General features: G+C 48.8%; 18 protein-coding genes. 14 read left to right on the forward strand and 4 right to left on the reverse strand.

Going from position 1 to position 21,735, the window contains the following annotated elements:
- Positions 1–8 precede the first annotated feature (8 nt).
- From gldL to gldN, 3 genes are read left to right on the forward strand one after another with little or no spacing between them, the layout of a single operon-like run.
- On the forward strand, positions 9–809 hold the full coding sequence (gldL, locus tag I0P70_RS09250; RefSeq protein ID WP_196116953.1) for a gliding motility protein GldL: 801 nt from the start codon (positions 9–11) through the stop codon (positions 807–809).
- Between the two features lie 51 nt (positions 810–860).
- A complete protein-coding gene (gene gldM / locus I0P70_RS09255) occupies positions 861–2,459 on the forward strand; it encodes a gliding motility protein GldM (RefSeq protein WP_196116955.1) in 1,599 nt (532 codons plus the stop codon).
- A gap of 25 nt (positions 2,460–2,484) precedes the next feature.
- On the forward strand, positions 2,485–3,342 hold the full coding sequence (gene gldN / locus I0P70_RS09260) for a gliding motility protein GldN (protein WP_007658785.1): 858 nt from the start codon (positions 2,485–2,487) through the stop codon (positions 3,340–3,342).
- A 216-nt stretch (positions 3,343–3,558) separates the two neighbouring features.
- Here gldN and uvrC read toward each other — a convergent pair whose 3' ends face one another.
- Genes uvrC through I0P70_RS09275 form a run of 3 tightly spaced genes read right to left on the reverse strand, consistent with a single transcriptional unit; the run spans position 3,559 to position 10,600 of the window.
- On the reverse strand, positions 3,559–5,379 hold the full coding sequence (uvrC, locus tag I0P70_RS09265; protein ID WP_196116957.1) for an excinuclease ABC subunit UvrC: 1,821 nt from the start codon (positions 5,377–5,379) through the stop codon (positions 3,559–3,561).
- Between the two features lie 12 nt (positions 5,380–5,391).
- Complete coding sequence (locus tag I0P70_RS09270) at positions 5,392–7,698, reverse strand: penicillin-binding protein 1A (protein WP_196116968.1); 2,307 nt, start codon at positions 7,696–7,698, stop codon at positions 5,392–5,394.
- Between the two features lies 1 nt (position 7,699).
- Positions 7,700–10,600: a tetratricopeptide repeat protein gene (locus I0P70_RS09275; protein WP_196116970.1), complete on the reverse strand. Its 2,901-nt coding sequence runs from the start codon at positions 10,598–10,600 to the stop codon at positions 7,700–7,702.
- Positions 10,601–10,896: 296 nt separating this feature from the next.
- On the opposite strand from I0P70_RS09275, the gene I0P70_RS09280 reads away from it, so the two are divergent.
- The 11 genes from I0P70_RS09280 to I0P70_RS09330 all read left to right on the forward strand — a co-directional run bounded on the left by I0P70_RS09280 (position 10,897) and on the right by I0P70_RS09330 (position 20,142).
- Positions 10,897–11,127, forward strand: coding sequence for an AtpZ/AtpI family protein (locus I0P70_RS09280; protein ID WP_007653348.1), 231 nt, complete (start codon positions 10,897–10,899; stop codon positions 11,125–11,127).
- Positions 11,128–11,131: 4 nt separating this feature from the next.
- Entirely contained in the window at positions 11,132–11,515 is a 384-nt protein-coding gene (locus I0P70_RS09285; RefSeq protein WP_196116972.1) for a hypothetical protein, read from the forward strand.
- Positions 11,516–11,559: 44 nt separating this feature from the next.
- Complete coding sequence (atpB, locus tag I0P70_RS09290) at positions 11,560–12,573, forward strand: F0F1 ATP synthase subunit A (protein ID WP_196116974.1); 1,014 nt, start codon at positions 11,560–11,562, stop codon at positions 12,571–12,573.
- A gap of 37 nt (positions 12,574–12,610) precedes the next feature.
- Entirely contained in the window at positions 12,611–12,874 is a 264-nt protein-coding gene (gene atpE, locus I0P70_RS09295; RefSeq protein WP_007653345.1) for an ATP synthase F0 subunit C, read from the forward strand.
- 133 nt (positions 12,875–13,007) lie between these two features.
- The gene (locus I0P70_RS09300) at positions 13,008–13,502 is read left to right on the forward strand and encodes a F0F1 ATP synthase subunit B (protein ID WP_007653343.1); all 495 of its coding nucleotides are present in this window, start codon (positions 13,008–13,010) and stop codon (positions 13,500–13,502) included.
- Between the two features lie 52 nt (positions 13,503–13,554).
- Entirely contained in the window at positions 13,555–14,112 is a 558-nt protein-coding gene (atpH, locus tag I0P70_RS09305; RefSeq protein ID WP_196116976.1) for an ATP synthase F1 subunit delta, read from the forward strand.
- Positions 14,113–14,114: 2 nt separating this feature from the next.
- The gene (gene atpA, locus I0P70_RS09310; protein WP_196116978.1) at positions 14,115–15,695 is read left to right on the forward strand and encodes a F0F1 ATP synthase subunit alpha; all 1,581 of its coding nucleotides are present in this window, start codon (positions 14,115–14,117) and stop codon (positions 15,693–15,695) included.
- 68 nt (positions 15,696–15,763) lie between these two features.
- A complete protein-coding gene (atpG, locus tag I0P70_RS09315) occupies positions 15,764–16,651 on the forward strand; it encodes an ATP synthase F1 subunit gamma (protein WP_007653332.1) in 888 nt (295 codons plus the stop codon).
- Positions 16,652–16,820: 169 nt separating this feature from the next.
- Positions 16,821–18,524: an alkaline phosphatase PafA gene (gene pafA / locus I0P70_RS09320; RefSeq protein ID WP_196116980.1), complete on the forward strand. Its 1,704-nt coding sequence runs from the start codon at positions 16,821–16,823 to the stop codon at positions 18,522–18,524.
- A 47-nt stretch (positions 18,525–18,571) separates the two neighbouring features.
- On the forward strand, positions 18,572–19,144 hold the full coding sequence (locus I0P70_RS09325; RefSeq protein ID WP_007653328.1) for an inorganic diphosphatase: 573 nt from the start codon (positions 18,572–18,574) through the stop codon (positions 19,142–19,144).
- Positions 19,145–19,257: 113 nt separating this feature from the next.
- A complete protein-coding gene (locus I0P70_RS09330) occupies positions 19,258–20,142 on the forward strand; it encodes a UbiA family prenyltransferase (protein ID WP_196116982.1) in 885 nt (294 codons plus the stop codon).
- On the opposite strand, the gene I0P70_RS09335 is transcribed toward I0P70_RS09330, so the two are convergent.
- Complete coding sequence (locus I0P70_RS09335; protein WP_196116984.1) at positions 20,139–21,650, reverse strand: NAD(P)H-hydrate dehydratase; 1,512 nt, start codon at positions 21,648–21,650, stop codon at positions 20,139–20,141. The genes I0P70_RS09330 and I0P70_RS09335 overlap by 4 nt on opposite strands.
- Between the last annotated feature and the right edge of the window lie 85 nt (positions 21,651–21,735).

A 21,735-nucleotide genomic window follows, 5' to 3' on the forward strand; every position in this document is an offset into this window, starting at 1 on the left:
AAAACAAAATGAGCAAAGCTAGAGGTCGCAGTTTCTTGTACGACGTGTTGATGCCCAAAGTGTATGGTCTTGGTGCCGCAGTCGTAATTATCGGAGCATTGTTTAAAATTCAGCACTGGCCAGGTGCCGACATCATGCTGATTGTAGGTCTTGGTACAGAGGCCGTAATCTTTGCCCTGAGTGCATTCCAACCACAGCCACACGATCCAGACTGGGCAAGAGTATACCCACAACTGGCTGATGACTACGCTGGTGAGGCGCTTATCCCAACCACAGCTTCAAACAATGGTCCTTCTGCAACAAAGGAGCTTGACAAAATGATGCGTGAAGCAGACATTACGCCTGCTACAATCAATTCACTGGGTCTTGGTCTGAACAGACTGAGCGAGACAGCTGCTCAAATGGCTGACCTGAGCCAGGCTACTGCTGCTACTAACGAGTACGGTGTACGCGTGAAAGCTGCCGGTGACCAACTGGGTCGCATTACTGAAGCTTATGCTACAACAGCGGATGCACTGTCTAAAATGGCTGTTGCTACTAATGATGCGCAGGAGTATCATACGCAAGTACAGAGCATGACAAGAAACTTAGGTGCTTTAAATGCTGTTTACGAAATGGAGCTTCAGGATGCTAACAACCACCTGAAAGCAATGAACAAGTTCTACGGTAACCTGAGCATGGCCATGGAAAACCTGACCGATGCCAGCAAAGACACTGAGCAGTTCAAGCAAGAGGTTTCTAAACTGACGCATAACCTACACTCACTGAACACAGTGTACGGTAACATGCTGACAGCTATGAAAGGCTAATTGCGCATCATTTCCTAAATCAACAAGAAAACAACAGTAACTAAGTAGAAAATGGCTGGAGGAAAAGAGACACCACGGCAGAAGATGATCGGTATGATGTACCTGGTACTGACCGCACTTCTCGCCCTGCAAGTGAACTCTGCTATCCTGTTAAAGTTTCAGTTTATTGATGAGAGTCTTATGGACGTCAACAATAAAACGCAGACTGACAATAGCGGAGTTGTAACGAATATTAAATCCAAGGTCAGCGAAGGTGGTAACCGAGACAAAGACAAAACTGTACTCGAGAGCGCCAATGCTGTTAGAAAAGAAACAGGTGAACTGGTAGAGTATATCCGTGGTCTGCGCGCGACACTGATCGAAAGAACTGGTGGAGAGAACGAGGAGAAAACCGGATACTCAAACCCTAGTGCAGAAGATCAGGTTGCTATGACTATGATTGGACCTGCAAGTGCTAAGAACGGTGCCGCTTACGAGCTAGAGCAGCGTTTGAACAACTATGCAAAGTTCATGAAGCAGTACAACCCAAGCATGCCGGACATCCTGGCACGTGACGGCAAAACTGACCCAATGGCTGCAAAAGACCGTAGCCAGCGTAACAAAGACTTTGCTCAGTTGAACTTCGAGGCTACTCCACTGGTAGCTGCGCTTGCAACACTTTCTCAGAAAGAAGCAGAGATCTTGAAGTACGAGGCGGATGCCCTGCAGAACCTTGCTCAAAAAGTAGGTGCTGACATCATCAAGTTCGAGAAAATCTTTGCGATGGCTCGTGCTGAGTCTAAGACAGTAGCTGCTGGTACTAAGTACAAAGCTGACATGTTTATCGCCGCTTCTTCTGATGCGATCACGCCAAAGATGACGTTCCAGGGTAAGCCGATTAATGTAGTAGACGGTAAAGGTCAGATTGAATTCACGGCCGCTGCCTCTAACTACGATGCTGATGGTAACTCAAAGCAGACTTGGAAAGGTCAGGTTATCATTGACAAGAATGGTGAGCAGGAAGTACTGGACGTAACAGAAGAGTACATCGTAGCGAAGCCAGTAATTCAGGTACAATCTGCAGCAGTGCAGGCCTTATACCTGGGTTGTGCTAACGAACTGAACGTACAGGTACCAGCACTTGGTGCGGTTTACGATCCTAGTTTCTCAGCAGCGGGTGGCTCTGCCATCAAAGGTGCTAAGAAAGGTCAGGTAACAGTAATCCCAACTACTACTGAAGTGAAGCTTAACGTGAGCAGCGGTGGTAACGCCATTGGTACAGAAACTTTCAAAGTTCGTCCAGTGCCAAGACCATCACTGCAGACTGTAGTGAACGGAAGACCAGTAGACCAGAAGAGAGGTTTGCCAGCACAAGGCATCAGAGCAGTAGAAATACAGGCGATCGCTGACGAAGGCTTTAAGCAATTTTTGCCACAGGAAGCACGTTATAGAGTAACGAAGTGGAGAGCATTCCTGGTAAGAGGTTCTAACCCAGTTGATCAGGCTGAGTTCTCTAGCCCAACAGGTGACCTGAGCCGTTTTGCCTCTAAAGCTGCCAAAGGTGACCGTGTTACGATCGAAGTAATGGAAGTGAAGCGTCTGAACTATCAGGGCAATCCTGTAGACGCGAAACCAACAGGCGACGGTATCTTCACTATCCCACTTAACTAATTAAGATTAGAAGCTTACAAGGAGTATGAAACTTATCAAAGTAATAGGTGTAGCAGCTGGTATGATGCTCTCTTACGGAGCAGTAGCACAGCAAGTGTCTACCACGCAGTCCAGTAATCCATCAGCAAGACCTATTCCGGAGTCTGATGTGTTGTTTAAGAAAACGGTTTGGCGTAAGATCGACTTGCGCGAAAAGCAAAACAGACCTTTGTTTTCTGAAAACAGAGAGATCACCAAAGTTTTGATCGACGCTGTAAAAAGCGGAGAGTTGGTGGCCTATAAGACAGATTCTGTAAATGTACCACTTACCAGAGAGGAATTCCTGGCTAACATGACTGCCAAAGATATGGGCGGTGGGTTAACAGAGGAAGAAATCGCAGCTGGTTTCGGTCAGGAAGAGGAAGACGATGACGCATGGGGAGCTGCCCTGGGCACAACTGCTACCCAAGAGACTGGTCCTGTAAGCAACGAGTACTTTGCAAAGCAGCTATACTTGCTGGAGCTGAAAGAGAACGTAGTGTTCGACAAGAAGCGTTCTCGTATGTACCACGATATACAGACGATCAGCATTAAAGTGCCATCTACGCTTAACCCACTTGGTTTTGAGCAAACAGTAGGTAGCTTTAAAATGAGTGATCTGGTAAAGGTTTTCAGAAACAATCCTGAAACTGCTATCTGGTACAACGCACAGAACGATGCACAGCACAAGAACCTGGCTGATGCTTTTGATCTGTGGCTGTTTAGCTCTTACATCACCAAAATATCTAACCCGAACGACAGAGCACTGGGTGATATCTACGGTGGTGGTAAGAAAGGACTATTAGCTGCTCAGGAAGCGCTTGAAGCGTTGATCGAGTACGAATACAGCCTGTGGAGCTACTAATTGTAAGGCAATCATAAAAAAGGGGAGATCTGAAAAGATCTCCCCTTTTTTATTTAGAAAACTTGATGGGTGTTGGAAGAACAGGTATAGCTGACAGACCTTAGTACCAATAGCAAAATTATCTAACAGGAGCAGTACGCAGTTTCTATCTAAAGAATACAGTACAGTATAACTGAGAGATTAATAGAGTAGTGATAATAAGGTCGAAAAACCTGATTAAGAAGAAGTACCTTCAGCATTATGAAAGTAATCGTAAAGTATCTGCGCCTTACGCTGACCTACCTCAGCAGTTAATTCTGTAAGTGTAAGTTCCTTTAGTTTCTTTACTGACCTGAATTTCTGAAGTAGTGCATCAGCGGTACTCGGACCTATACCTTTCACATCCGTCAATTCGGTCTTCAAGGTGCCAGCATCTCGGCGGGAACGGTGAAAAGTAATCGCAAATCGGTGTGCCTCGTTGCGTAATCGTTGAATAAGCTTCAATGACTCAGACTTTTTATCGATGTAAAGTGGAAGCTTATCACCCGGGTAGAAAATCTCCTCTAGGCGCTTGGCTATACCTACAATCGCAATCTGACCCCACAGATTTAAGTCTTTCAAAGCCTGCACAGCAAAACTCAGCTGGCCTTTGCCACCATCGATGATAATTAGCTGCGGCAGAGGCTGCTTCTCTTCAATTAGACGGCGATAACGACGTGTCACCACTTCATACATCGACTCAAAGTCATTCGGGCCAACAACAGATTTGATATGGAAGTGGCGATAGTCTTTTTTGCTTGGCTTGCCATTTTTAAAGCAGACCATCGACGCAACCGGGTTGTCACCCTGAAAGTTGGAGTTGTCGAAACACTCGATTTGTCGGGGAAGCTCAGTTAACCGGAGGTCTTTTTTCAATGTTTCCAGTACACGGAGTTCACGCTGCTCTCCTAGGCTCTTATTCTGCTCCTGACGTCCTTCACGCTCTTTGCGAAGGTACATGGCATTCTTCATCGAAAGGTTCAGGAGCTTGCGCTTATCACCTATCTGTGGCTGCGTGATGGTGATGTTATCGAGCGGCAAGGAAAGCTCAATATTCGTGATGATCTCACGGGAAGTGCTTTCAAACTCATGGCGCAGTTGTACAATCACAGAAGCCAGCAGCTCTTCATCTGACTCATCCAGTTTTTTGTGTAGCTCCAGTGACTGTGTCTGTATAATTGAGCCATTCATTACTTTCAGGTAATTCACAAAAGCACACTTCTCGTTTGATGTAATCGAAAAGACATCGATGTTGGAAAGTGTGTTGCTTACAACAGTGGACTTAGCCTGATAGTCTTCCAGCAGATCAAGCTTTTGCTTGTAACGATGTGCCTGCTCATACTGATAGTCAGCCGCTGCAATCGCCATCCGCTCCTTAAAAAAATTCTTTGCTATCGAGAGGTTGCCTGAAAGTATATTCTTGATCTGAGCAATGTACTGGTTATAAGTAGTTTCATCTATAAGATCTTCGCACGGGCCCTTACAGTTACCGATATGATACTCCAGGCATACCTTGAACTTGCCAGCAGCAATATTTTCGGGAGACAGGTTGTAGGTGCAGGTACGCAGGGGGTATAAGGTACGGATCAGGTCGAGCACGATGTGCATAGTAGTGCCGCTCGGATAAGGACCAAAATAACGGGAACCGTCATTGATCTTGTTGCGGGTGCTGATTACTCTGGGGAACCGCTCATTTACAATGCAGATGTACGGATACGTCTTCCCGTCTTTCAGCAAGATGTTGTACTTGGGCTGGTACTGCTTGATCAGGTTGTTCTCGAGCAGAAAAGCATCAGCTTCTGTATCCACAATCGTGAACTCTATGTCCTTGATCTTGGAGATCAGCTTTAGCGTCTTTTTGTTATGCTGGGCAGAGCGATTGAAATAGGAGCTGACACGCTTCCTGATATCAATCGCTTTGCCTACATAGATGATGCCTTCATCATCAAAGAACTTATAAATGCCCGGTTTATGTGGTAAATGGGAAATCTTCTCCCGCAACTTCTCGTTTGCAGCCATGCTCAAATTTCATTAGAAAGCATCTAAGTCGATCGGGGCAGGTGTTTGATAGAACTGATCCTGCTGAACGGAGTCTACTGACATGCCGTTGTTATACTTAGAACAATCTAATTCTACCGATAAAGGCGTAGAAGGTTTAGGGAAAGGATCTCTTGTAGCTTCTAAAGTCTTGTCGGCGTATACCTTCTGGAGGAAGTTTCCGTAGATCGGCATGGCCAGTTTATTGCCCTGACCCAGTGCAATGGTACGGAAGTGAATAGAACGGTCGTCACCACCAACCCAGGCACCTGCTACCAGGTCAGGCGTTATACCCATGAACCAGGCATCAGAGTAGTTTTGGGTTGTACCCGTTTTACCGCCAATCTCATTCTTAAGTCCGTTGCGGTGACGCAGGCCATAGTAAGCAGTACCGCCCGGCTCTGCTGCAGCCTTGAGCATGTGCACCATCATGTAAGCAGTTTCTTCACTCAGGGCGTCTACCGTCTTCGGCACAAATTCGTGCAGCACATTGCCATGCTTATCTTCAATGCGAGTGATGAAGTTTGGCTCTACCCAGGTTCCACTGTTCACGAAGGTGCCATACGCACCAACCATGTCATAAAGTGTCACATCATTCACACCAAGCGCCAACGAAGGATTAGCTTCCAGTGGTGTTGAGATGCCCATACGCTTAGCGGTCTTAACCAGTGTTTCGGCTCCAAGTTTGTTTACAAGGAAGGCAGAGATAGAGTTAACAGACTGCGCCATCGCTTTGCGCAGCGTGAACTTCTCACCAGAGAACTTGTTGTCGGCATTATTAGGGCACCACATTGTACCGTCACCCAGCGGTATACATACCTGCGTATCGAGCACCTCGTAGCAAGGATAATAGCCATTCTCGATAGCGGCAGTGTACAGGAACGGTTTGAACGTAGAACCAGGCTGGCGAGCACCCTGCTTCACGTGGTCATATTTGAAGTGCTTGTAATTGATGCCGCCTACCCAGGCCTTGATATGACCTGTTTGTGGTTCCATAGCCATGAAACCAGTTTGCAGATAATGCTTGTAATGCTTGAGCGAGTCAAGCGGACTCATCTGAACTTCCTTTTCTCCATCATAAGTAAAGATGGTCATCGGGATTTTCTTATTCAGGTAGTAGTTAATAGAATCCTGGTTGCCATCGAAGCGTCTGTTCAGATTGCGGTAGCGGTCGGTACGCTTAATGGCATTCTCCAGGTAGTTCGGGATTTCCTTGCCCTGGCGGTCAATCCAGGGGTTGCGGCCTTTCCAGTGTGCAAAGAACTCTTTTTGGCGATCTTTCATATGCTCCTCTACTGCCTGCTCCGCATAAGTCTGCATGCGGGAGTCAATAGTGGTGTAGATCTTCAGTCCGTCGGCATAGAGGTCGTAGCCATTCTCGCGGCACCACTTCAGCAAAAACTTACTGGCTTCGGTACGGAAATAGGGTGCAAGACCGATGTTTTGGTTCTCGACACGGTATTTAAGCTTGATATCAGTTTCTTTCAGGCTGTCGTACTCGGCCTGTGTCATGTAGCCGTACTTCACCATCTGTGACAGCACCACGTTGCGGCGATGCTTCGAATTTTCCGGATTAAACTTCGGACTATAGTGGTTCGGGTTCTTAAATAAGCCAACCAGCACCGCTGACTCCTGCACTTCCAGGTCCTTCGCATCTTTACCAAAGAAGGTCTTGGCGGCAGACTGCAAACCAAAGGCATTACTCCCGAACTCGAAAATGTTCAGGTACATGATCATGATTTCCTGCTTGGTATAAGACTGCTCCAGCTTCACCGACATGATCCACTCTTTTGTTTTGTGAATAAGCATACGGAAGCCTGGCTTGTCATTCAGGTAACCATTGTTTAGCTCTTCGCCACGGGTACGGAACAGGTTTTTGGCGAGCTGCTGCGTCAGGGTACTACCCCCTCCCTTGGAGCTGCCTATTAGTATACCTCCGGCAACACGGGCCATGGCCTCAGGGTCTATACCTGAATGTTCCTCAAACCGGATGTCCTCTGTTGCCATCAAGGCATGCACAAAGTTTTCGGGCAGGTCAGCATACTCGATCGGGGTGCGGTTTTCACGGAAGTACTTGCCCAGCTCTTTGTTATCGGCAGAATAAAGCACAGAGGAAAGGGCGCTCTTCGGGTTTTCGAGCGTACGCATGTTGGGCAGGTCACCGAACAGGTTCAGGAAATTGACGCTGACCGCATAAATATACAGGATGAACACAGCCAGGCCACTCAGGAAGAGAAGCCACAGTGTGGAAATGACCTTAGGGAATACCGTTTTTGGTTTTGGGCGGGTGGTTGTTGCCATGTTAATTATTCGTTCTGAAGTAATTCAGATATTCTTCTACATCCTTCTTCTGAAGCAACTTCTGCCAGTTGTCGGATGATATTGCAAAGGTAATGAATTCTACGCCTCTAATTCTGCCAATCGGGGATTGAGGTGCTTTTTGTTTGATGTTATAAGCCTGTGCCTCTTTCATGTTAGGGAAAGCGCGCAGCAGCAGCACCCCTCTGTTGCCGTCGAATGGCTGCTGAGCCAACGTTAGCTTCTGGTTGCGGAAATAGGTGTTGTTATACTTCTCATACTTTGCCTCAATATCTTTAAAAGCAGCATGCTCTGTCGGGTACAGCATCACAAAATAGTATGCCGAATCGGGAGCACTGGTATAAGCCAGCGGATCAGCGGCAGGAGGCTGTGCCTCGGGTGCTTGTGCCGTCGCTGTATCCAGAGTCACCGCTGGTACATCCAAAGGCGTGCCAACCTGAGCAGTGGCCGTCGTGTCAGAGCGATCGGTAGCCGTTGTATCAGGTATAGGAAGCGCCTTGGCAGAACGCTGCTGTTGCAGGGCCGCATTGCGCTCACGTGCAGATGCCAGTGCGATGCTATTGTTGACCCGCTGCTCCGGTGTGCGCTCGTCGGTTAGCTGTGCTGTAGGGGGAGCGGGAGCTTCCTGACGGAGCTGTTGCTTGCTCTCCAGGTCCTGGTAGCGCTTTAGCAACTCGTCTGCACGCGGGGTTAGCGGACTAGATGGGTGCTGCTGCTTAAAGGCCAGCAGTTGCTGTTGAAGCAATTCGGGTCTTTCAGAGCGGGCAGTGATCATCACATGTAGGAAGGCTACTTTGTCAGGAATGTCATTAAGCGGGTATACCTGGCTCAATTCCTTGAGCAAAGCAGTCGCTTGCTGGTATTCGGCTCGCTCATACTGTGCATAAGCAGAATCATAGAGCGCATGTGCCTTGATATTGTCCAGGGCGTTCTGGCTCATGTAGTTCGGGTCGTCTACCAGCTTCGCGTAGATCGTGTTTGGGAACTGCTGCTTGATCTTAGCGTAATAGGTGTCCTTCTGTTCGTTGCCGGCTCGGCTGTAGATCAGGTATAGGCTGTAGTGCGCCTCGGCTGCATATTCGGATTGCGGGAAACGCTGCAAGAACTTCTCGTATGTAGCAGTGGCCTGTTCCGGAGAATTGAGCTTTTGAGCATAGATGTTGGCCAGGCGGAACATAGCGTCCTCCAGCAGTTTCTCTGACTGCTGTATGGCCAGTGTCGTGGTCGGGATATTTTGCAGGTATGTTTCCACCTGCGTCTGCAAGCGGGCAGAGCGGTTTTCTTCTGTTTCAGCTTCTGCAGCTTCAGCAGGTTGCTCCATCGCTACGGCTTCTTCCTGGCCCCCCACGGTTTCGCCACGGCTCAGGAGTCGCCAGTTGTCCTGCAACGGACGGTCGCCCCAGCGCCTCACGAATTCAGATCGGGCAGTGGCCATTGCCGCCGGGTTGTCGAAATAGAATACACCGCCTGTATTGCCGGCGCCTAAGGCTGCGTTCGGATTATTGCGGCCTCCGACTGTTACGGCTGCCTGCTGCTCCTGTGCGCGTCGGGCCTTGCGTTGCTTATCCTGTTCCAACTGGCGAGCCTGCTCCTGCTGCCGCATTTCCTCTTCCTGCTGCACTATGTTTTGCACAAAGGCCAGGCGCTCGCCTTCGCTCATAGCGGCTAACTGCTGCAAGCTGTCCTGTAGCTGTATCGTGTTAAACTGCTTCGTGAAATCTGCCAGCACATTGCGTCGCTCGAGCACTTGCTCATACTCTATTGCCTGCTGCGGGTATACCTGCACGGCGCTGTCGTAATAGGCTTGCGCCAGATCGTACTTGTTCAGGTTCTCAAAATAGATCTCACCGGCCAGCAGGTAGGTATAGGCTTTCTGGTTAGGTATAGAGCCCGGAGTTTTCAGAGATTGCTCAATGTTCTGTAGCGCTTTGTCGTAGTGCTGCTGGCGGCGCTCAAACACGGCCATTTCATAGTAGATCTTGTCGCGGTACTCGGTGTTTTTCTCGTCGCGCAGCATCTTCTGGTAATAACCCGCAATACGGTTCAGGTCCTGCGCATCGTCAAGCTCCGATACCTGGCCCAGGTATAGACGGCTAAAAAAACCCAGGTCGTAAGGCGGGTTGCGACGCAGGATGCGGCTGTACTGCTGATAGGCTTCCTTGCTTTGGCCACGATCCTGGTATAGCCGGGCCAGTGAGAAACGCACGCGCGACTGGTCATCCCGATCCGTAAAGTTCGGCAGCGACAGGTCCAGGTTTTCGATCACGGCGGCGGTATCGCCCTGCATCAGGTGGTATTGGGCGCGGGCCAGGTATAGCTCGCGGGCATTGTCGCGATTCAGGCGCTCTTTGCGCAAAAACTCCGACACCTGCCAGGCATTGTCTGTCTCGCCAAGCTTCAGGAAAGAACGCATCAGCCATACTAGCGCTTCGTGTTTCACATGGCGGTCTTTGCCTGTGGAGTTCACATACCGGAAAGTCTGGGCGGCTTCCGGGAAATTAAGCTCGTAAAAGCGCACCTTGCCGATGACCAGGTAGCTGTCGTCGATCCACTTGCTGTTCGGGTGGTACTGAATCGGGAAAGAGGCCTTTTTGATTACATCCTCCAAATCGGCTGCGTGTGCTTTAAATGTCGCAGAGTCAATGGGCGGGAAAATAGGCAGTGGGCGGTTGTAGTCATAAACCGTCTGGTCCTGTATGCTCTTTTCGATCGCCTCAAGCTTCTCTTTCGCCAGAAAATAGCCATTGTAGCGGGCTGTCGTGTTATGATAAGCCTTGCTAAGCGGATTGTTGCGCTCAGCAGAACAGCCAGCCAGTATAAGGCAGGACAGCAAGAAGAGAATATATGATGGGTTTTTGCTCAAAGTATCGATCGTGTGCAGCATATATAAGGCGGCCGGGCCGCCTATTTCATTATAACGGCCTGGCTATACCTGAAAGTATCCGGGCCAGGATAAGGCGCAAGCCTCAAGCCATCTACAAAAATACAATAATATGCCAATTATGTAAGGGGCTGTGGATAAAGCCTGAAGCCCGGTATTGAACTATAGAAAATAAGAAATGGTTTCAGCCCTCAGAAGGCATTTGAGGCACCTTAAAAAGCTGGCGAAATAAAACTGATTTGCAGAGAAGCCCATGAAAAAAGCGTATTTTTGCAAATCCTTGAAAAACAAAGCAGCGCATGTCACAGGCAGATGATCAAAAGCCAAAGGGTGAAGAATCGTTTAAGTCGTACCTGAAGTACTCAGGGCTGGCCTTTCAGATGATCGGGGCGATGGTGCTGGCCGCCTGGGCAGGTTCCAAGCTGGACGACTATATGGGCAACGAGAACCCCTGGATGACGATTGTGCTGCTGGTAGTGGCCGTAGTAGCCTCTATGGTATTGGTAATTATCTCATTAAGTAAAAAGTAAAGCAGTGAAATTCTTCAAAAACCTCCTCATTTTTACAGGTGTCGTGAGCATCGGTATTGGCTTACTCTCCTTTTATACCGGCACAGCGCTATTGCACCCACTGATCTGGTATACTTTAGGCTTTATGGTGGTAGTCACGGCGCTGGCCTTTTATGTGTCACGACTGGGAGTTGGCTACGACCCCGATAACTTTCAGTTGTACTACTTTGGCTCTATGGGTTTCCGGATGATCCTCAGCATTGCCGTCATTTTTATTTATGTGTTCATGTACTCTGAAAATGAGCTACAGTTCGTTTTCAACTTCTTTGCCTTATATTTTCTATTTACCGGGTTTGAAATCTACAGCTTAATAACTAACTTCGCACCGCAATTGAAAAAGCAAAACTAAGAATAGCATTTGCGGATTTTAAATTTGCTTCTAAATCTCTCTTAATGAAGAAGTTATTTATTTTACTGTTTTCCTTCCTGACGATCACTGCTTCTGCAGAGGCTCCGGTTGAAGGCGGCGAGTTCAAGCCAGGCGATATGATCACCCATCACATCGCGGATGATTACAACTGGCATTTTGCCGATGGCGTAACGCTATACCTGCCTGTTATCCTGATCGATAACGGTACTCCAAAGGTGTTTTCATCAAGTAACTTCTATGACGAGAATCACGAGCTGGTGCCTTATGAAGGCTACATGGTGAGCCACGGTCACATCTATCGTGCTGATGCCAACGGACAGCCAGCCGCTGACCAGTCTTCTCTGATTGACATCTCTATTACTAAAAACGTTGCTTCTCTTTTCCTTAGTGTGGCTCTGCTTTTTGCAGTGTTCTTCACAATCGCCGGAAGCTACAAGAAAAACAACGGCAAAGCGCCAAGAGGCATTCAGTCTTTCTTTGAGCCGATCATTATCTTTATCCGTGACGAGATTGCCAAGGCGAACATCGGTCCGAAGTATGAGCGCTACATGCCATACCTGCTGACAGTGTTCTTCTTTATCTGGTTCAACAACCTGCTTGGTTTGATGCCAGGTGGCGCTAACCTGACTGGTAACATCGCTGTTACATTGGTACTGGCTACACTGACACTTTTGATCACCGTATTTAGCGGCAACAAAAACTACTGGAAGCACATCTTCGCTACGCCAGGTGTTCCGGTGTGGCTAGCTCCGATCATGATCCCGGTTGAATTGATTGGTATCATTACCAAGCCATTCTCCCTGATGGTTCGTCTTTTTGCCAACATCACAGCAGGTCACATTATCATCCTGTCCCTGTTTAGCTTGATCTTTATTTTCCAGAGCATTGCAGTAGGTCCTTTGAGCGTGGCGTTTGCTACCTTCATGAACTTCCTTGAGCTGTTCGTGGCCCTGCTTCAGGCTTATATCTTCACCCTGCTTTCAGCGATGTATTTCGGTGGCGCGGTAGAAGAGCATCACGGTGACGAGCATCATTAATCTGTTTTTTATTTTTTAACTATATATAACTATAATTATGTTAGCAATTTTGCTTCAAGCAGTAGCAGCTACAACCGATTTCGGTTTGGCTATCATGGGTGCCGGTATCGGTGCTGGTCTGGTTGCCCTTGGCGCTGGTTTGGGTATCGGTAGAATCGGTGGTTCAGCCATGGAGTCTATCGCGCGTCAGCCAGAAGCTGGTGGTAAGATCCAGACTGCTATGATTATCGCGGCTGCCCTTATCGAAGGTGTTGCACTGTTCGGTGTGGTAGTTTGCTTGCTAATCTCTTTCAAAGGCTAATATCCTTTGTAATTGGTCTCTCGTCCGGACGCATGGTCCGGACGGAGAGATCCAAAATAGTTAAATAGTTAAAAGCAATGCCGGTGAAGAGCCGGTGAACTGATTAGAACCTAATTATTCAAATTCATACACAATGGAATTAGTAACCCCAGGTATAGGTTTAATTTTCTGGCAGACGGTGACGTTCATCATCGTGCTGTTCCTGCTTTCCAAGTTCGCCTGGAAGCCGATCATGAACGCCCTGCACGAGCGTGAGACTTCTATTGAAAATGCACTGAGCGCTGCTGAAAAAGCAAAGCTGGAGATGCAGGGTCTGAAAGCAGAGAACGAGAAGCTGTTGGCAGAAGCCCGTATGGAGCGTGACAAGATCCTGAAAGAAGCTTCTGATGCTGGTAACGCCCTAGTAGAAACTGCAAGACAGAAGGCTAACGAAGAAGGCTCTCGCATGATCGCCCAAGCACGTGAGTCTATCGAGAATGAGAAGCGCGCTGCTATCACAGAAGTGAAGAACATGGCTGCTGCTCTTTCAGTGGACATCGCTGAGCGTATCCTGCGCAAGGAACTAAGCAATCCACAGGCACAGCAAGAGCTGGCTAAAGATTATATCAACGAAGTAACGCTTAACTAATCGTATCACATAGCCTGCCACCGTTTACGTGTAAAGGCCATAATAAAGCAATATGTCAGAAATAAGAGTTGCTTCGAGATACGCAAAGTCACTGATTGAACTGGCACAGGAGAAAGGTGTTCTGGAGCAAGTGAAGGGGGACATGGACATGTTCGCCAAAGTGCTTGACCAAAGCAGAGACTTGAGACTCCTGATGCGCAACCCGGTTGTGAAATCAGACAAGAAGCTGGCAGTGATCAACGCACTGTTCAAAGGCAAGGTAAATGACCTGACCCTAGCTTTCTTCAGCATTGTAGCCCGCAAAGGCCGTGAGTCGGTGCTGGAGTTTATTGCGCCGGAGTTTGTTAGCCAGTACAACCTGTACAAAGGTATCACCACTGCCAGCGTAACGACAGCGGTACCATTGTCAGAAGAGCTTCGCAACGAACTAGGTCAGCGTCTGGTAGCCCAGACAGGCCAACGCGTAGAATTAGAAGAAAAAATTGATCCGTCACTCATCGGTGGTTTCGTACTGCGTGTTGGCGATCAGCAGATTGACAGCTCTGTGAAGTATAACCTGAACAAGCTGAGAAATAAATTTAAAGACAACCCCTATATCAATAAATTATAATCATGGCAGAAGTAAGACCTGACGAAGTATCAGCCATACTAAGAGAGCAGCTATCTGGCTTCCGTTCTGAGGCAGAATTGGAAGAAGTAGGTACAGTACTGCAAGTGGGTGACGGTGTCGCTCGTATCTATGGCCTTTCCAAAGCACAGTCTGGTGAGCTATTAGAGTTTGAGAACGGACTTCAGGCGCTTGTTCTGAACCTGGAAGAAGACAACGTAGGTGCCGTAATGCTTGGCGACTACAGCGAAATCAAAGAGGGCGCCACTGTAAGAAGAACGAACCGTATCGCCTCTGTAAAAGTAGGTGATGGCATCATTGGCCGTGTGGTAAACACACTGGGTCAGCCAATCGACGGTAGAGGTCCGATTGCTGGTGACCTGTACGAAATGCCACTGGAGCGTAAAGCACCAGGTGTGGTATTCCGTCAGCCGGTAAACGAGCCAATGCAGACTGGTATCAAGGCGATCGACTCCATGATTCCAATCGGCCGTGGCCAGCGTGAGCTGATCATCGGTGACCGTCAGACAGGTAAGTCTGCCGTAGCGATTGACACAATCCTGAACCAGCGCGAGTTCTTCGAAAAAGGACAGCCTGTATTCTGTATATATGTGGCCGTAGGTCAGAAAGCTTCTACTGTAGCACAGGTAGTGAAGTCTTTGACTGAAGGTGGTGCGATGGATTACACAGTAGTTGTTTCGGCTTCTGCTTCTGATCCAGCTCCAATGCAGTTCTTTGCGCCATTTACTGGTGCCGCTATCGGTGAGTTCTTCCGTGATACCGGCCGTCCTGCACTGGTTGTTTATGACGACCTTTCTAAGCAGGCCGTTGCTTACCGTGAAGTGTCTCTTCTGCTGCGTCGTCCTCCAGGGCGTGAAGCTTATCCTGGTGACGTATTCTATCTGCACTCTCGCCTTCTGGAGCGTGCCGCTAAGGTAAACGCATCTGACGAGATCGCTCGTAACATGAACGACTTGCCAGAGTCTATCAAGCACCTCGTGAAAGGTGGTGGTTCATTGACCGCTCTTCCAATCATCGAGACGCAGGCTGGTGACGTTTCTGCTTATATCCCGACGAACGTAATTTCGATCACTGACGGTCAGATCTTCCTGGAGACTAACCTCTTCAACTCAGGTATCCGTCCTGCGATCAACGTAGGTATCTCTGTATCGCGTGTGGGTGGTAACGCTCAGATCAAGGCGATGAAGAAAGTATCTGGTACCCTGAAGCTGGACCAGGCGCAGTTCCGTGAACTGGAAGCGTTTGCAAAATTCGGTTCTGACCTGGATGCTGCGACTAAGCTGACAATTGAGCGTGGTCGTCGTAACCTCGAGATCCTGAAGCAGCCACAGTTCTCTCCAGTATCAGTTTCTGAGCAGGTAGCTATTATCTACTGCGCTACAAACGGTCTGTTGGACAACGTGCCTGTGAATGAAGTTAGAACTTTCGAGAAAGACTTCCTGCGCACAATGCGTGCTCAGCACCAGGACACTCTGAACGCGCTGCTGGCTGGAAAGCTGGACGACGAGACAACAGGTGTTATCAAGCAGGTAGCCAGAGAGCTTTCTGCCCGTTACAAAAAGTAATAGTTGGTTATGAGTTAGAGACTGCTGATGAAAGCGGTCTCTAACTTTATGCTCATAACATACATAATATGGCAAGTTTAAAAGAGGTTAGAAGCCGCATCACATCGGTACAGTCAACACAGCAGATCACCAAAGCCATGAAAATGGTGGCGGCTGCCAAGTTGAGACGTGCTCAGGACAACATCCTGCGTATGCGCCCTTATGCGCAGCGTTTGAGCGGTATCCTGACCAATCTTTCTCAGCTGACAGAAGGTTCTGTATCGAACATCTACTCTGAAAAGCGTGAAGCGAACAGAGTACTTGTAATCGTGGTAACATCTGACCGTGGTTTGGCTGGCGCTTTTAACTCGAACATTATCAAGGCAGCCAATACACTGGCCCAAGGCAAATACCGTAGCCAGCTGGAGTCAGGTAACCTTACTTTCCTGACGATTGGCCGTAAAGGTGCTGAAGCACTGAGCAAGCGTGGTTACAAAGTGATTGGTGACTTCACAGGCACTTTCGCTAACCTGTCCTTTGACACTGTACGCCTTGCTGCGGAACGTGCCATGGATGGTTTTGTTGCCCGTGAGTTTGATCAGGTGGACATCATCTACAATGAATTCAAAAACGTAGCGACACAAATCGTGCGCAACGAGCAGTTCCTGCCTATTGAAGACAAGCCTGTAGAGGAAACCGCCAGCAGCATGGTATCTGACTATACCTTTGAGCCATCTAAAGAGCAGATCATTGAGGAGCTTATCCCTAAGTCACTCAAGATTCAGGTATACAAAGCGGTTCTGGAGTCTAACGCCTCCGAGCACGGTGCCCGTATGACTGCCATGGACAAAGCGACGGAAAACGCAGGCGAACTGCTGAAAGAGCTGAAGCTGACCTATAACAGGACGCGTCAGGCGGCCATCACGAAGGAGATTCTCGAGATCGTGGGTGGTGCAGAGGCGCTTGCAGCAAAATAAAAGCAAATACCAAATATTGAAGCAACGCCCATCACACCAGGTGGGCGTTCTTTTTTTGGGGATATAATACAGTGTGTTATATTTTTGTTAAAACATCGAATACAGGAATGTATGCTAGCCGATTAGTTGGAAAGTGTTCCCTATATTTGAGAAACTCAACAACATACACATGAAGTTAAGCGGTTTTAGATCCGGCATACAGACAATAGTAGCAGCAGTACTTTTAATTACTGTGCAGGCTTGCACGACCACTAATAGCCCAAGTGTAGCAAGAGAGCAGGGAAAGCAGCCTGTGATAGGCGTTGAAGGCCGTCCAAAACTGATCGTTGGTATTGTGGTGGATCAGATGCGTTACGATTTTCTGTATCGCTACTGGGATAAGTACAGCGAAGGCGGTTTTAAAAGACTGGTAAGACAAGGCTTTAACTTCAAGAACAACCAATACAGCTACGTGCCCACTTACACGGGACCAGGCCATGCTTCGGTGTATACCGGTAGTGTACCTGCCCTTAATGGTATTGTTGGTAACTCCTGGTATGATAGAACAACAGGTAAATCCATGTACTGCGTGGAGGATACCAGCGTCAAAACCGTAGGGAGTACTTCAGATGCTGGTCTGATGTCACCTCGAAATCTGTTGACTACCACCATCACCGACGAACTGCGACTATCAAACAATATGCAGTCAAAAGTTATTGGTGTAGCGCTGAAAGACAGAGGATCTATTCTGCCGGCTGGCCATACCGCAAATGGAGCTTACTGGTTTGACTCTCCTTCCGGCAACTGGATCACGAGTACATTTTATGCGAACACCTTACCAAGCTGGGTACAGGAGTTTAATAATCAAAAGCATCCGGATAAGCTCCTAAGTGAGGTATGGAATACGCTGCTGCCAATTGAGCAGTATACCGAGAGCACAGCAGATGATATGGACTGGGAGCGTGCATTGCCAGGTGAAGAAAGACCTGTATTCCCGCATAACATCCCGGCCATTCGTGGGAAGGATTACGAGCTGATCCGTTCTATACCTGCAGGCAATACATTGACAACCGAGTTTGCCAAAGCAGCCTTACGTGGCGAGAATTTAGGAAAAGGCAATTTCACCGATTTTCTGGCGCTGAGCTACTCCACACCAGACTATGTCGGACACTCATTTGGGCCGAATTCAATAGAGGCTCAGGATATATACCTGCGCCTTGACCGTGAGATCGAAGAGCTGATCAACCTGCTTGAAAAAGAAATCGGGAAAGATAATGTTCTGATTTTCCTAACAGCAGACCATGGCGCAGCCCATGTGCCGGCTTACATGAAGTCGCTTAACATCCCGGCAGGTATAGCTACCTCCGGCATCATGCGCGACTCACTGGAGCAGCATTTGAACAAACGGTTTGGCAAAGGCCGCTGGGTGGAACGCTACACCAACCAGCAGGTATACCTGGACCGTAAGACAATAGAAGGCAAGAAGCTAACGAGAATAGAAGTACAGGAAGCGGCCGCCAACTATGTGATGCGTTTTGATGGTGTGGCGAGAGCCATAACGGGCGAAGCTATACAGCGATCCGGTTGGGCTGGCGGTATGATGTCGCGCCTGGAGAGCGGCTACAATGCACAGCGCTCCGGCGACGTGATCGTGGTACTCCAGCCAGGTTGGTTCGAAGGCTATGGCAGCGGACCTCAGAAAGGCACGACACATGGCTCTTACGGTAACTATGACACCCACGTGCCGCTGGTATGGTACGGTTGGAAAGTAAAGCCGGGCGAAAGCTCCGTTGAAACAGCGGTAGCAGATATTGCCCCTACTATTGCGTCGTGGCTGTACATACAGGAACCGAATGGAAGTGTGGGGCGCCCCTTGCAAGAATTAATGAAGTAACAATACCTGTCGGGACGAAGTAGACGACAGCTTTTAAGAAAGAATATATGATGGAGAATTTAGAAAAAAATAACCCATGGCATAGTGTGAGCTATGGTGAAGAGGCCCCGGCAGTCGTTACTGCTATTATTGAAATCCCGAAAGGTTCGAAAGCAAAGTACGAGCTGGACAAAGAGAGTGGCATGCTGAAATTGGACCGCGTACTTTTCTCTTCGGTGAACTACCCAGCCAACTATGGCTTTATACCTAAAACTTACTGCGACGATAAAGACCCGTTGGATATCCTGGTGATCTGTTCGCTTGACGTAGTACCCATGTGCCTGATCGATGCGAAGGTGATCGGTGTGATGCGTATGATCGATAACAACGAAGAAGACGACAAGATCATCGCAGTGGCTAACAACGACATGTCTGTACGTCACATCAACGATATCTCAGAACTTCCTCCGCACACCCTGCTGGAGATGCGCCGTTTCTTCGAAGACTATAAGAAGCTGGAGCACAAAGAAGTGATTGTAGAGCAGTTCCTGGGTCGTGAGCCAGCTTACGAGATCATCAAAGAGAGCATCAGACTGTATGACGCTACCTTCGGTGAAGCTGCACCAAAGAGCACAATCTAAACTTTTACTTTTCCTGTAAAGCCTGATGTGGGGTAAAACCTGTGTCAGGCTTTTTTATTTACAGCCGTTCAGCATTTGAAAGCCGTACCTGAATTGCGAACTTGCAGAGAAGAATGCCAGAAAAAGAACACAGCGGGATAAGGCGCCAACAGCCACTGGCAAGTTGGCTTAGAGCAGGTATAGAAGCCTTTCTCTACAGCAGTGTGTTCATTTCGCTCTGCGCTTTCGGGTTGACAGTAGAGACCTATCTGCTGACGGGCAATGAAGTATCGCTCCCAATGGCGGGCTTTGTGTTTCTGGCAACACTCTTTACCTACAACACCAGCAGCCTGCAGCGCACCTGGCGCGGGTGGGGTACAAGTATAGCGGGGCAATCCTGGAGCATACGGCATCAGCGGGAATTGACCGTGCTGGCATTGCTTAGTTTGGCAGGGGCGGTAGTCCTGTTCTTCCTGTACGAACTCCGGATTAACCTGTGGTTTGTGCTGGCACTGGCGCTTATCTCAGTAGGTTATACCGTGCCTTTGGGAAGAGGCCGCATCAAACCTTTCCGGAGTGTGCCGCTGTTGAAGGTGTTTTTGATTGCGCTGGTCTGGTCTGCCGTAACAGTGCTTTTTCCTTTAATTGATGCAGCAGTGCAGTTAGACAGTCAAGTAATACTGATCTGGGTGCGGCGTTTCCTCTTTATATTGGCACTGGCCCTGCTGTTCGACATCCGCGACTATACCTACGACCGCCGCACCCGCACCCTCACCTTTCCCGGTTTGCTAGGCGAGCACTATACACGGTATTTGTCCCTCGGGCTTCTATTGCTATACCTGCTGCTGGTACTGTTGACGGAGCAAGGAGCAATCTTGATCAGCTTAATGAGTGCTGCCCTGGTAGCCGGACTGATCGTATGGAATGCTTCCGAAGAAAAACCCAGAATCTACTATGCCTTATTAGCCGATGGTGCTATGCTGGTGCATTTTGCTTTCGTATACCTGGCCGTGAGCTAAGAACGGCTCAGGTGCTGGTAAGCCTGAGGCAAATGTTGTATCACATCCGACGCGATCATAGCGATCTCTCCTACCGTTCCTTTGGCCAGATCACCGGCCAGCCCGTGCAGGTATACGCCCAGTAGACAAGCCTCTTTTAGGGTATAGCCCTGCGCTACCAGGGCTGTCAGAATGCCGGTCAACACATCGCCGGTTCCGCCTGTGGCCATACCTGCATTGCCTGAAGTGTTGAAGTAAATGTCCCCATCCGGTGTAGCGATGGCCGAATGACTTCCTTTGAGCACCATGTAGCATTGGTATACCCTGCAGAATTCACGCAATTCCTCCAGCCTTTCATATTCATTGTTGCTTTTGCAGACTAGCCGTTCAAACTCTTTGGGGTGCGGCGTGAAGATAACCTTCTCTTTTGGAAGCTGCACCTTGAGTTTGTCGCTGCTGGCGATCAGGTTGATGGCGTCAGCGTCGATGACCAGGGGCAGCTCAGAGGTAGCCAGCAATTGGCCCAGCATGGTTTTGGTGACGCGCTCAGTTCCTATTCCCGGGCCTATACCGATAGCATCAAATTTTTCTATAGACTCCGGCAGCCCGGATAAACGCCTGCGGTTGTTGTCAGGTAAAAGCATGGCCTCCGGCACAGCCGTTTGCAGCACATCATAGCCAATGGCAGGAGTCTGCACAGTGAGTAGTCCAACGCCGCTACGCAGGCAGGCCCTGGCCGCTAGCACAGCCGCTCCTATTTTGCCATAGCCTCCGCAAAGCAGCAGGGCATGTCCGTGGGTACCTTTGTGTGAGAATTTGGTGCGAGGCTTTAGCAGCTGCTGAATCTCTTTTTGGGTCACATAATGGAAGTTCGACTCCGCCTTCGCCAGGTATATCGGACTCAGGCCAATACTGACGATGTGCCATTCTCCTACGTACTGCTCATGCTGTGGCAGAAAAAAAGCGAGCTTCGGCAACTCGAAGCTTACCGTATGATCCGCCTGCACAATCGCTCCTTCTACTGGCGTTTGCTTATCGGTGTACAAACCCGAAGGTATATCAATGGAGACGGTGCAGTTGCTGTACTCATTTAGCCAATTGATCGCATCGGCATAGAGTCCGGTGACAGGTCTGGAAAGACCGGTGCCGAATAAGGCATCGATCACACAGGCTTTGTCAAGTATAGCAGGCAGGTCATCTTTGCTGCTGATCTGGTGTGGAGGCACTTCGTGGGGCAGTCGCTCCAGGTTGATCTGAAAATCCGTGGACGTCTGGCCGCCGTCGTTTACCAGGTAGAGCTTTACATCGTAGAGGCGCTGGTGCAGGAGCCGGGCTGCCACCAGTCCATCGCCGCCATTGTTTCCGGGGCCGCAAAAAATGTACACAGGGCGTTCCGGTGTAAATTTGTTTTCTAACCAGCCCGTAAAGGCACGCGCCGCCCGTTCCATCAATTCTTCTGAAGCAATACCTTCCTCGCTGATGGTCTGGGCGTCAGCTTCACGGGTTTGTTGGGCGGATAGGATTTTCATACGTTATTTTTATACTTCTGAACCTGAAGATAGTTATACGCATTTTGTAAGCTCACATTTATCAGTTCGCTACTACAAGGTATAG

Origin of the sequence: Pontibacter sp. FD36 (genome assembly GCF_015686655.1) — a bacterium.
GTDB lineage: Bacteria > Bacteroidota > Bacteroidia > Cytophagales > Hymenobacteraceae > Pontibacter.

Bases quoted from the DNA above. Each gene is read 5' to 3' on its own strand.
- atpA (WP_196116978.1), top strand. From the start codon at position 14,115: ATGGCAGAAGTAAGACCTGACGAAGTATCAGCCATACTAAGAGAGCAG.
- gldL (WP_196116953.1), top strand. From the start codon at position 9: ATGAGCAAAGCTAGAGGTCGCAGTTTCTTGTACGACGTGTTGATGCCC.
- atpG (WP_007653332.1), top strand. From the start codon at position 15,764: ATGGCAAGTTTAAAAGAGGTTAGAAGCCGCATCACATCGGTACAGTCA.
- gldM (WP_196116955.1), top strand. From the start codon at position 861: ATGGCTGGAGGAAAAGAGACACCACGGCAGAAGATGATCGGTATGATG.
- I0P70_RS09335 (WP_196116984.1), bottom strand. From the start codon at position 21,650: ATGAAAATCCTATCCGCCCAACAAACCCGTGAAGCTGACGCCCAGACC.
- I0P70_RS09330 (WP_196116982.1), top strand. From the start codon at position 19,258: ATGCCAGAAAAAGAACACAGCGGGATAAGGCGCCAACAGCCACTGGCA.
- atpE (WP_007653345.1), top strand. From the start codon at position 12,611: ATGTTAGCAATTTTGCTTCAAGCAGTAGCAGCTACAACCGATTTCGGT.
- I0P70_RS09270 (WP_196116968.1), bottom strand. From the start codon at position 7,698: ATGGCAACAACCACCCGCCCAAAACCAAAAACGGTATTCCCTAAGGTC.
- I0P70_RS09280 (WP_007653348.1), top strand. From the start codon at position 10,897: ATGTCACAGGCAGATGATCAAAAGCCAAAGGGTGAAGAATCGTTTAAG.
- I0P70_RS09300 (WP_007653343.1), top strand. From the start codon at position 13,008: ATGGAATTAGTAACCCCAGGTATAGGTTTAATTTTCTGGCAGACGGTG.
- atpH (WP_196116976.1), top strand. From the start codon at position 13,555: ATGTCAGAAATAAGAGTTGCTTCGAGATACGCAAAGTCACTGATTGAA.
- I0P70_RS09275 (WP_196116970.1), bottom strand. From the start codon at position 10,600: ATGCTGCACACGATCGATACTTTGAGCAAAAACCCATCATATATTCTC.
- atpB (WP_196116974.1), top strand. From the start codon at position 11,560: ATGAAGAAGTTATTTATTTTACTGTTTTCCTTCCTGACGATCACTGCT.
- I0P70_RS09325 (WP_007653328.1), top strand. From the start codon at position 18,572: ATGATGGAGAATTTAGAAAAAAATAACCCATGGCATAGTGTGAGCTAT.
- gldN (WP_007658785.1), top strand. From the start codon at position 2,485: ATGAAACTTATCAAAGTAATAGGTGTAGCAGCTGGTATGATGCTCTCT.
- uvrC (WP_196116957.1), bottom strand. From the start codon at position 5,379: ATGGCTGCAAACGAGAAGTTGCGGGAGAAGATTTCCCATTTACCACAT.
- pafA (WP_196116980.1), top strand. From the start codon at position 16,821: ATGAAGTTAAGCGGTTTTAGATCCGGCATACAGACAATAGTAGCAGCA.